The organism is Dyadobacter sp., from assembly GCF_051859145.1.
Lineage (GTDB): Bacteria > Bacteroidota > Bacteroidia > Cytophagales > Spirosomataceae > Dyadobacter.
Map to the genome: position 1 here is coordinate 1 of NZ_JBHYGF010000102.1, position 10,975 is coordinate 10,975.

Annotated in this window: 10 protein-coding genes and 1 pseudogene; 8 read left to right on the plus strand and 3 right to left on the minus strand. The window is 47.9% G+C overall.

All coding sequences use genetic code 11. The features are described from left to right. The coding region (locus tag ACTIE6_RS07550) for a shikimate dehydrogenase family protein (protein ID WP_439556057.1) at positions 1-576 on the plus strand (576 nt) is incomplete at its 5' end. Here ACTIE6_RS07550 and ribD read toward each other — a convergent pair. Beyond that, positions 573-1,640, minus strand: a complete 1,068-nt coding sequence (ribD, locus tag ACTIE6_RS07555) for a bifunctional diaminohydroxyphosphoribosylaminopyrimidine deaminase/5-amino-6-(5-phosphoribosylamino)uracil reductase RibD (protein WP_439556058.1) — start codon at positions 1,638-1,640, stop codon at positions 573-575. The genes ACTIE6_RS07550 and ribD overlap by 4 nt on opposite strands. 91 nt (positions 1,641-1,731) lie before the next feature. On the opposite strand from ribD, the gene prmC reads away from it, so the two are divergent. Together prmC and ACTIE6_RS07565 are read left to right on the plus strand one after the other, a co-directional pair. Beyond that, positions 1,732-2,592: a peptide chain release factor N(5)-glutamine methyltransferase gene (prmC, locus tag ACTIE6_RS07560; RefSeq protein WP_439556059.1), complete on the plus strand. Its 861-nt coding sequence runs from the start codon at positions 1,732-1,734 to the stop codon at positions 2,590-2,592. An 81-nt stretch (positions 2,593-2,673) separates the two neighbouring features. After that, the gene (locus tag ACTIE6_RS07565) at positions 2,674-3,627 is read left to right on the plus strand and encodes an AAA family ATPase (protein ID WP_439556060.1); all 954 of its coding nucleotides are present in this window, start codon (positions 2,674-2,676) and stop codon (positions 3,625-3,627) included. Here ACTIE6_RS07565 and yidD read toward each other — a convergent pair whose 3' ends face one another. Beyond that, a complete protein-coding gene (yidD, locus tag ACTIE6_RS07570; protein ID WP_439556061.1) occupies positions 3,628-3,837 on the minus strand; it encodes a membrane protein insertion efficiency factor YidD in 210 nt (69 codons plus the stop codon). A gap of 49 nt (positions 3,838-3,886) precedes the next feature. Here yidD and lgt point away from each other — a divergent pair, with 49 nt between their 5' ends. Then, the gene (lgt, locus tag ACTIE6_RS07575; protein ID WP_439556062.1) at positions 3,887-4,750 is read left to right on the plus strand and encodes a prolipoprotein diacylglyceryl transferase; all 864 of its coding nucleotides are present in this window, start codon (positions 3,887-3,889) and stop codon (positions 4,748-4,750) included. Positions 4,751-4,756: 6 nt separating this feature from the next. After that, complete coding sequence (locus ACTIE6_RS07580) at positions 4,757-5,365, plus strand: hypothetical protein (protein ID WP_439556063.1); 609 nt, start codon at positions 4,757-4,759, stop codon at positions 5,363-5,365. A gap of 77 nt (positions 5,366-5,442) precedes the next feature. On the opposite strand, the gene ACTIE6_RS07585 is transcribed toward ACTIE6_RS07580, so the two are convergent. After that, complete coding sequence (locus ACTIE6_RS07585) at positions 5,443-5,982, minus strand: RNA polymerase sigma factor (protein WP_056279994.1); 540 nt, start codon at positions 5,980-5,982, stop codon at positions 5,443-5,445. A gap of 540 nt (positions 5,983-6,522) precedes the next feature. Here ACTIE6_RS07585 and ACTIE6_RS07590 point away from each other — a divergent pair. The 3 genes and pseudogenes from ACTIE6_RS07590 to ACTIE6_RS07600 all read left to right on the plus strand — a co-directional run. Then, complete coding sequence (locus tag ACTIE6_RS07590; RefSeq protein WP_439556064.1) at positions 6,523-8,448, plus strand: PfkB family carbohydrate kinase; 1,926 nt, start codon at positions 6,523-6,525, stop codon at positions 8,446-8,448. Then, on the plus strand, positions 8,445-10,703 hold the full coding sequence (locus ACTIE6_RS07595) for a ligand-binding sensor domain-containing protein (RefSeq protein ID WP_439556065.1): 2,259 nt from the start codon (positions 8,445-8,447) through the stop codon (positions 10,701-10,703). Before ACTIE6_RS07590 ends, ACTIE6_RS07595 begins: the two co-directional genes overlap by 4 nt. Before the next feature lie 7 nt (positions 10,704-10,710). Beyond that, a pseudogene (locus tag ACTIE6_RS07600) lies at positions 10,711-10,975 on the plus strand (exo-alpha-sialidase); the annotation flags it as partial.

The window sequence follows — 10,975 nt, forward strand, 5'->3', positions numbered from 1 at the left end:
GATGTGATCGCTTACATGGATGATCTCGACGATGCTTCTGCTGAGCGCATTGGTGCGGTGAATACCATCAAAATTTATGCAGACGGAAGTACAAAGGGTTTCAATACAGACTACTATGGCTTTCGCCAGTCGCTTGTAGAGTGGCTCGACCGGCGGGGAGAAACGTGCAGCAATTTCAAAGCGCTTGTGCTGGGAAACGGCGGCGCGGCCAAAGCTGTGATGGTCGCATTACAGGACCTGCACGTAGAATTTCAGCTTGTTTCGAGACAAAAAGATAATGAATCCATTCTTTACCAGGATTTAACCGAAGAGATCCTGAACACACATTTACTGATCATCAATACAACCCCGCTCGGTACTTTCCCGAACACAGAAGAGTGCCCGGATCTGCCTTATCAATGGATTACGAAAAAGCATTTCTTGTACGATCTGGTATACAACCCGGCCGAAACGTTGTTCCTGAAAAAAGGCGCTGAAAAAGGTGCTGTAACTCAGAATGGATTAAAAATGCTGCAATTACAGGCTGAGAAATCCTGGGAAATCTGGACAACCGAGGAAAACCTGTGGAGCGTTTAATGATTTGAATAAAAAGTCCAGAGATCAGCTTCTACTTTTTCGGTTTTGGTCAAAATGCCTTTGACAGTCGGCGCGGCAACCCCCTCCCCGATCCGGACAGCTCCCTGGCATCTTCTGATCTCATCCCAAAATCCGGACTGTAAAAATGCATTGATCACCGTAGTTCCGCCTTCCACAAAAACGGAATGTATTTTCCGTTTAAACAAACCTTCCAGCAGCTGGCCGATTTGCTCACGGTCGGGATCCACTTTGAGGTAAGCAACCTGGTGAATGTCCGAATATCTTTCCGGATCGGCAGGTACCAACGTTTCTTCCAAAAAATTGACCACAATCGTAGTCTGGGTATTGTCAAACAAATGGTTTGTTTCCGGCAGCTGTAAATAGCGGTCCAGCACTATCCTGACGGGATTTCTACCTTCCCAATGTCTGACATTCAGCTTCGGATTATCCGCCAGTGCAGTTTTAAAACCTACCAGAATCGCATCTTCTTCTGCCCGCCATTTGTGAACACGCATATTAGACAATGCGCCACTGATCGGAACGGGCTGTCCGCCTTTTTTACCAATAAAACCATCAGCAGTTTCCGCCCATTTAAGGATCACATAAGGCCGCTGCTGCTTCATAGCGGTGAAAAAGCGCCGGTTCAGCTGCAATCCTTCTTCTTCCAGGATACCTGTTTCAACCGCAATGCCTGCCGCGAGCAACTTTGCTATCCCTCTTCCTGAAACCAATGGGTTTGGGTCGAGGTTGCAAACCACCACTTTTCTCAGCTTTCTGGCGATCAGCAAGTCCGCGCAGGGTGGCGTTTTGCCCGTGTGCGAGCAGGGTTCCAGGGTTACATAAGCGGTTGATTCAGCTAGTAAATGTGCATTTTCCTTCCTGTCCGCATCTTCAATGGCACGCACTTCGGCGTGCGGGCCGCCGTACTGCCGGTGCCAGCCTTCGCCGATAATCAGGTTTTCATGTACAATCACACAGCCTACCATCGGGTTAGGACTCACATTCCCCCGCCCGTATTCTGCCAGCTGCAATGCCCGCTGCATCCATTTAATATCCGTATTCATCGGGCAAAAATACAAAGGTGAGTGTAAACACAGTTTTCGCGAGTTCCTATTATTTGCTAACTTTCCGACATTGCTATTAAAACCATCTGAAATGACTTCGGCACGCCAGCTATATTTATATATCGTAAAAAAGATCACCGTATATCCTGAAAAAGAAGCCCAGGCAATTACATTCATGCTGTTAGAGCATTATATGCGCCTTCGCAATATTGATGTACTGGTGGATCGCCCGATCCCTCAAAATGCCGCACAACCGGACTGGGAGGATATTATTACCCGGTTGAACAACAATGAGCCGGTGCAACACATTATCGGCTCTACTGAGTTTTGCGGACTGGAATTCCAGGTTTCATCGTCGGTGCTGATCCCGCGTCCGGAGACTGAGGAACTCGTAAGAATGGTGACCCGCGACTATGCGGAGCCGGATAAAGACATTTCTATTCTCGATATCGGAACGGGCAGCGGCTGTATCGCCATTGTGCTGGCTCGCTTCCTGCCGCACGTATCCGTACACGCCTGGGATGTGTCCGACGAGGCGCTTGAAGTGGCAAAGGAAAATGCGCGGCAGCTGATTGCGGATGTAAAATTCGCTAAGCAGGATATGCTGAATATGACACTTCCATTGTCAGGAGATATCCCTCAGTTTGACTGCATTGTAAGTAACCCGCCCTATGTAACCTACTCCGAGCAGGAGCACATGCGCCCCAATGTACTTCGCTTCGAACCCCACGAAGCTTTGTTTGTAGAGGACAGCGACCCCTTGCTGTTTTACAAGGCAATAGCAGATTTTGGAACACATTACCTGAAACGGGCCGGCAAATGCTACGTAGAAATCAATGAGCATTTTGGTACCGAAACCAAACAGGTATTTGAAGAAAGAAACTACCGGAATGTTGAAATCCTGCGCGATATCAATGGAAAAGACCGGTTTGTACGTGCGATCTGGGAATAGGCCCCCTACCCCCTAAGAGGGATTTTTAATTTACAATGCTCATCACCCCTTCAGGGGCGGGGGCAGGCACCAACGTAGATAATGTATATAGAAAAAATTAAGGAAGTACTGGACGAGATGGGAAAGGTAGTGGTGGGGCAGGATAAGCTGCTGAACCGGCTGCTGATCGGTCTCTTCACAGGAGGACATATTTTGCTGGAAGGTGTTCCGGGTCTCGCCAAAACTTTGACCATCAATGTCATGGCGAAAGTACTCCACCTCGAATTCAAAAGGATCCAGTTTACGCCCGACCTGCTCCCTGCCGATTTGATCGGTACGATGATTTATAAGCCGAAAATTGGTGATTACGAAGTCAAAAAAGGCCCGATATTTTCCAACCTGATCCTTGCCGACGAAGTAAACCGCTCCCCGGCCAAAGTGCAGTCTGCGTTACTGGAAGCAATGCAGGAAAAGCAGGTGACAATCGGCGAACAAACTTACCTGCTCGACAGACCCTTTGTCGTACTCGCTACCCAAAACCCTGTAGAACAGGAAGGTACCTATCCCCTACCCGAGGCGCAGATCGACCGTTTTATGATGAAAGTGTACGTCGATTACCTTGACAAGGCCAAAGAGCTGGAAGTAATGCGTCGGATGTCGGACATCAACTACGACTATCAGATCCGGCCGATTTTAAACAAAGAAGATATCTTCGCGATCCGTGACAATGTCAACAAGGTGAACATTTCAGATACATTGGAGCGGTACATTATCGAGCTGGTGTTTGCAACGCGGCGCCCGCTGGATTATGGTTTGCGCGATGAGGCCAGGTACATTCAATTTGGTGTATCGCCCCGGGCTACCATTTACCTGAACCGCGCAGCCAAGGCACTGGCTTACCTGGAAGGGCGGGACTACGTTTTGCCGGAGGATATCAAAGAACTCGCTCCCGACATTATGAACCACCGGATCCTGCTCAACTACGAAGCTGAGGCTGATGGTGTGAAGACCATGACCATTATTGATTCCATTCTAAGGAAAGTAGCGATCGGCTGATCAGGGTACGGGATCGTGACCGTGGCCACCCCATGGATGACATCTGGAAAAGCGTTTCAGACCCAGCCAGCCACCTTTTATCGCCCCGTGTTTCTGCACAGCCTCAATCATATACTGAGAGCAAGTGGGCGTGTAGCGGCATGAATTAGGCAGGTAAGGTGACAATACTCCCTGGTAAATCCGGACCAATCCTATGAGTAAAAATTTCATTTATCTTCTTGTCTCAAAATACTATCTTTGAAAAATAACACCCTTTAGCATGATTTCGTACATTCTTTGGGATGCAAGTCCCGAAATATTTACCATACCAGAAGTATTCGGACTCGGCCCCTTCCCTGTTCGCTGGTACGGCTTGCTTTTCGCCCTCGGTTTCCTGATCGGCCAGCAGATTGTCATTTACATTTTTAAAAAAGAAGGCCGCTCTCTGGAAGATATCGATTCGCTTACGCTGATTATGGTGTTGTCGATTGTAATAGGTGCGCGTGTCGGGCATTTCCTTTTTTATGAGCCCGAAACCCTTTTCAGAAATCCGCTCGAAGTGATTATACCTCCCTACTCCGGGTTGGCCAGCCACGGTGCTGCAATTGGCGTGATTATCGGATTGTGGCTTTATGCACGTTCGCGCAGAGGTACCGGGCAGACCTTCTTTTATGTTATAGACCGCATTATCATCACCGTTGCACTGGGTGGTGCATTCATTCGCTTTGGTAACCTCATGAACTCCGAGATCGTTGGCAAGCCGACTGATCTTCCCTGGGGTTTCGTTTTTCTACATAACACCGAATTCCGGCAGATACCCCGCCACCCGGCCCAGTTATACGAATCCATTTCCTGCTTCATACTTGTGTTTGTGCTCTGCTGGATCTGGAACAAATACAAGGCTGCTACGCCGAGGGGCTTGATGGTGGGCGTTTTCCTGGTGTGGGTATTCACCCTGCGTTTCCTGCATGAATTTTTGAAAGAAAACCAGGAAGCATTCGAAAACAATTACGCGCTGAACATGGGACAGATACTGAGCATTCCTGCGGTATTGCTGGGCATTTACTTCATTGTTCAGTCCCGCAAGGATCCGCTTCAACAGGGGGAAGGCAGTCAGCACATTCCGGTAAGGCACAACCGATAATGCAGGATGAAAACGCACCCGATCTTCGCGCTGCTTCTCTCCGCCTCCCTGATTTTGGTTGGGTGCAAGGGAAAAGATAATGCTACGGATGAAGCTGACAGTGCTGGAACCGCGTCGGGCGCATTACAGGCGCTCACCGACAAAGCGAAGGCAATCGGAAATGGCAAAACTGTGGATCCTGTTGATTTCAGAAAGCTCAAAGACTTACTTCCCGGCAAACTGCTTGGCCTCAAACGCATTGAATCCAGCGGCGAAAAGTCAGGAGCAATGGGCTTTACCGTATCAACTGCGCAGGCTTCGTACAAAGACGGCGATGCAAGCCTTGACGTAGAAATCGTAGATACCGGCGGCATTGCCGGCGTGTCTACCGTGGCGCTTGCAACCTGGGCAATGGCAGATATTGATAAAGAAACCGCCACTGGCTACGAAAAAACCACCGCGCTGGAAGGTTACAAGGCATTTGAAAAGTACGATACCCAAAGCAAATCAGGAGAAATCAATATCCTTGTTGCCGATCGCTTTGTAGTAAACGTTGAGGGAAATAACTTAACGATCGACCAGCTCAAAGAAGCTTTAAGCTTGATCGGACTTGCTGAACTGAGTGCGTTGAAATAACCGCCTCTTAGCTAAACAAAAAACCAGAAACCTGCACAGTTTCTGGTTTTTTGTTGGATTTAGGAATGCAGTATGTTTTAAACTGTGGCAAAATCAACCTTGTCGCGCAATATCTGCTTTGCTTTAACCAATTGATTCTTCACCGTATTTTTTGATATCCGCAGAAATTCGGCAATCTCCTGATAAGATTTCCCTTCTTCAATGTTGAGTTTAAGTATTTGCTTTCTCTTTACAGAAAGCGAGTCAACAGCCGCCTGTACGAGGTTGAGCCTTCTTTCGTTCTCCTCTTTTTCTTCTTCACCTGCTGCTCTGATCGCCTCCATGTAATTCCTGCGCAGCTGCTCGCTTTTCTCCACTTTCTTGAAATGGTCAAAAGCCATATTCCGCAAACAGGTAAAGAGATAGGAGTTGAAATTATAGTCCGGCTTGATATGCGCGCGCTTGACCCAGATCTTGATAAATACATCCTGAACCATATTTTCAGCTTCTTCCTCATCTTTGAGCAAAGAGGCGGTGAATCTCAGCGCGGGAGATTTGAAATGGTTGTACAATTCGGCAAAAGCAGCTTCATCGCCTTCGGTTACTTTGCGCAGGGTGTTTTCGTCAGGATAGGCCACGGTAGTTCAGAGTTATTGTATATAGAAAAAGGGTTAATCCGAATAAGTAATCTTCACAAAATCACAATTAATCAACTTATAAGCCTAATCAATTTATACCAGCCTTTAAATTGCACCAGTACTGTTTTGTAAAATTTTGTTGGTTGAAACGCGTACTGCTCAGCTGATTGTTCTGTCGCTAAAAGTCTCAGTAGTGTTTTCTTTCGAGTGGTGTCCTGCAAATGTTTGATAAAGCTACATCACTGTTTTGAAATGCAAATCGCAAACTGCGTAAAAATATCTTCATTTTGCGCAAAGCCATTTTATTTAACAGTTTGATTATAAATACATAGTACTGGGTTTACAATTCTGCCGATTTTCCATTTACCCGGGCAGTTCTGCGCCTATTTAGACGCACATTCCGCAATTCGGTCACATTATTTGTAACAATTATTTAAGGCGGCAATAAATGAGCGCGACCCGGGATAGCCCGCGATCAGTTATGAAGAGTATAATAGCCGACAACAGAAACCGATTTCGAACCGCATCAGCTGACACCGCATGAACGAGAATCGCATTGCAACCATTCTTGACAAAATAAAAGGAGTGAAAATCGCTGTCTACGGCGACTTCTGTCTGGATTCGTATTGGGTAATGGATAAATCCGGCTCGGAAATCTCCATTGAAACGGGATTGTGGACCGAGGCTGTTGCAACACATTATTACACACCCGGCGGTGCAGGCAATGTAGTAGCCAATCTTTCTGCATTGAACCCGGCCGAAATCAGGGTAATCGGCGCAGTAGGGCACGATATGCAGGGACGAGAGCTGACCGCCCAGTTGCAGCAGCTTCGCGCAGACACAAGCTCGCTGTTTATTCAGGAGGAGAATTTCACAACTTATTGCTACCTCAAACGCATTGTTGAAGGGAAAGAGCAGCCGCGCATTGATTTTGGGGTATTCAACCAAAGAAGTGCAGAGATTGATCAGAAAATCCTCGGCGCGCTGGAAACTGCATTACAGGAATGCGATGCATTGATCTTCAACCAGCAGGTAACCGGCAGCATTAATAATGAAGATTTCATCACGGCCGCAAACGCGCTTTTTGCAAAATATAATAATAAGATTGTCATGCTCGACTCGCGGCATTTCAATGACCGGTTTTCCAATACTTACCTAAAAGCGAATGACCGCGAAATCGCTTCACTAGCGGGTTTGCAGCCTGGACCAGACGAACACATTCCTGTCAGTGATGTGCTTCACTACGGAACACAAATATTTGAGCGCTCTCAAGAGCCTGTTTTTGTAACCTGCGGCGAGCGGGGGATTATTGCATTTGACCCAAACGGTTATCACGAAGTACTCGGTTTACAGCTCAAAAACAAGCTCGATACTGTGGGTGCAGGCGACACGGCGATCAGCGCAATTACACTTTGCGTAGCCGCCGGAATTGCTCCTGATGAAGCTGCACAGTTCGGAAATTTTGCTGCTGCGGTGACTGTGCAAAAGCTATTTACAACAGGAACTGCAAGTCCCGAAGAAATCCTGCACATCAGCAAAGATCCCGATTACATATATAATGCAGACCTCGCAGAAAACGAGCGGAGTGCTACTTACGTGCCTGAAACTGACTTCGAGCTGTGCGCTCCCGGTGTGCTGGAACAAATGGGACACATTCGTTATGCCGTGTTTGATCATGACGGTACGATCAGCTCGCTACGGCAGGGCTGGGAAGAGATTATGGAACCAGTGATGATGAAAGCGATCCTGGGCGATCATTACGATACCATTGATGCAGGTACTTTCCAGAAAGTTACCGGGGAAGTCAAACAGTTTATCCATAAAACCACAGGTATACAAACCATTTACCAAATGGAAGGTTTGGTCAAGCTGGTGCGCGAGTTTGGTTATGTTCCGGAAAATGAGATCCTGGACAAGTTTCAATACAAGGAGCTTTACAATAACGGACTGATGGAAATGGTGAGCAAGCGAATGGACAAGCTTGTGAAAGGAGAGCTAGGCACCGACGATTATACCATGAAAGGTGCGGTCGCATTTCTGCAGGAGCTTAAAGCGCGCGGCGTAACATTGTACCTCGCGAGTGGTACCGACGCAGCGGATGTAAAACACGAAGCTGAAATGCTGGGCTATGCGCATTTGTTCGATGGCGGCATTTACGGTGCATTGCGGGACTACACCAAATTTTCCAAAAAGATGATCATCGAAAAAATCATCCAGGAGAATGGATTGCAAGGTAACGAGCTGGCCGTTTTTGGCGACGGTCCTGACGAAATCCGGGAAGGCCGGCGGGCCGGGGGAATTGCGGTAGGTATCACCAGTAATGAAGTCCAGCGTTTCGGGCATAATCCGGCCAAACGCCCCAGACTGGTCAAAGCGGGCGCGCAGCTGCTGATACCGGATTTTTCCCAGTACAAAAAACTAATTGGGCTACTGTTCCAGGAAAGTGTCAACTACGCGGAGGCATGAACCTGAAAGTTTTTAAATTTTGCTTTACTCCATTCCTGCTGCTCGTTTTGCAATGCTGTTTTTCGTGTAAAAAGCAGGCTGATCCGGTACAGCCAAATGCTTTTTATGAAGACAAGCCTTTCTGGCAGGAGCGTCATGAAGCATTTGTGATAGGCACCAATCTATCTGCCAATGAAGTAAGGCGCATTTTAGTGGATCAGCATTCTAATCTATGGGCTGCGACTGCGGCTGGGGTTTACTTAAAGCAAAATGGGAAACCTGAATGGTTGAAAGTAATATCCGGTGAAAACGACGGCCCGGCCTACGCCATTGCAGAAGATACCGCGTCAACTGTCTGGCTTGGAACATGGAATGGGCTTTACAAGTATGAAAACGGTACCGTTTCGAAAGTCGAGGGACCAAATGGACCTATTTCGGCGATCTGTGCAACAATTCACGGTTTGTATGTGCTCGGGCCAAAAGGTTTTTGGATAAATAAAGGGTCAGGGTTTGTAAGTGAGAAAAGCAGGCTCGCCCGGTCTGTCAGGGATGTGATATCAGATAGAAAAAACGGGCTCTGGATTGCTACTGATGTGGGCTTATACCATTGGAATGAAAAAGAGCTCCAACATTTTTACCAAACTACTGACCTTATCAGCGGCTATACGAAAGGTTTGGCATTTGATAAAGAGCAAAAACTCTGGGTCGCTGGTCTGGGTGGTGTGACTATCCGGGATGCGGACAAAAAACAGTCGCAACTGACCGTTGAAGACGGAATTCCTTCAACCTATGTAACAACGGTGCGGCTCGCTCCCGACAGCTCCACGTGGGTAGGCACCCAAAAAGGAGTAACCCGCTTTCGCCCGGATGGAACCAGATCACTGCTCTTTTCAAGAAGGTGGCTGCTCGACGATCAGGTCAATGATATTGCCTTTGACAAAAACGGAAATGCCTGGATCGCCACACCAAAAGGAGTAAGTGCGATCATGAAAACGAAAATGACGCTTGGTCAGAAAAGTGCATTTTTCAGTGATGTACTTGGGAAAAGACACATCCGCACACCCTGGATCGCAGGGCAGGCGCACTTGAAAATACCAGGAGACACTACTTCGTGGGAGCCGGAAGATGACGATAATGATGGCGAATACACGGGCAACTACCTGGCCATGGAAAGTTTCAGATATGCCGCCACGAAAGATCCCGAAGCCAAAAACAATGCAAGAAAAGCATTTGGCTTTTTGACGCTGTTGCAGGAAGTTACCGGCACCAGCGGCTTCTTCGCAAGAACTATAATCCCTTCTGACTGGAAGCACATGCACGACGAAAACCGCACATTCACGGAGCGGGAAAAGGCGGACGAACTCGTAAAAGAGCCGCGTTTCAAGCCTGTGGAAACACGCTGGCATTTGTCGAAAGACGGAAAGTGGCTCTGGAAGGGAGATACCAGCAGCGACGAAATGTGCGGGCATATGTTCGGCTACTACTTCTATTACATGCTGGCGGCTGACCATGCAGAGAAAAAACGCATTGCCGCGCACGTAGCTAAGCTGGTGGATTACTTAATGGCGCATAACCTGAACCTGGTGGACGTCGACGGAACACATACACGCTGGTCGGTATGGTCGCCCGACGACCTGAACCGGAACCCGGAGTGGCTACCCGACCGCAACCAGAATTCCATGGAAGTACTCGCATTTATCAAGCTCGCACACTTCATGACGGGCCAGGAGAAATACCAGCGGGAGTATATGCGGCTGATTGAAAAGGAGCATTATCTGGACAATATGGCGCAGATAACAAGGCAAAATCCGGCCTGGTTCATCTATTTTGATGTAATACTGCAGGCATACCTCTACCCGATTCTGATCCGTTGCGAAACCGATCCTGCGCGTCTGAAATTTTACAAAGCGCATTTGGAAGAATGGTTTACACAACGGAAGGGCGACCACAATCCTTTAATCAACTTCATTTACAACTACACGCTCGATCAAAAAGCCGAGTTACAGAACTCGGTTGATTTTTTGAAAGATACTCCGCTTGATCTTGTCGACTGGCCGATCGATCATCGAACAAGGGAAGATATACGCATTGTGCGTTCACCCGTACTTGAAGATGAGCAGGTAAGCGTTTTGCAGCCGGCGAGCATCAGAATGACTGTTCGCTGGGACAAAAACCCCTGGACAGCAGCAGGAGGAAACCCGCAGGTAGAGCGCGAACCTGTGTTCTGGCTGCTGCCTTACTGGATGGGGAGGTACCTCGGAATGATTTCAAAATAGCCGCATTATGAAAAAACTACTACTGACTCTTAACCTCACCCTTTTTCTCTGTATTTCGGTGCTTGCGCAGGAAAGCGCAATTGTAAAACAAATGTTGATATTCCCGCACCAGTCGCAACATGTTCACGGGAGCAGTATCGTGAGCTTGCCTAACGGCGATTTCCTTTCGACTTGGTTCCAGGGTAGCGGGGAGCGTACTTCTGACGATGTGAAGATCATGGGTGCCAGACTGAGAAAAGGCGAGAATAAATGGAGTGAGCCAATTTTGCTTG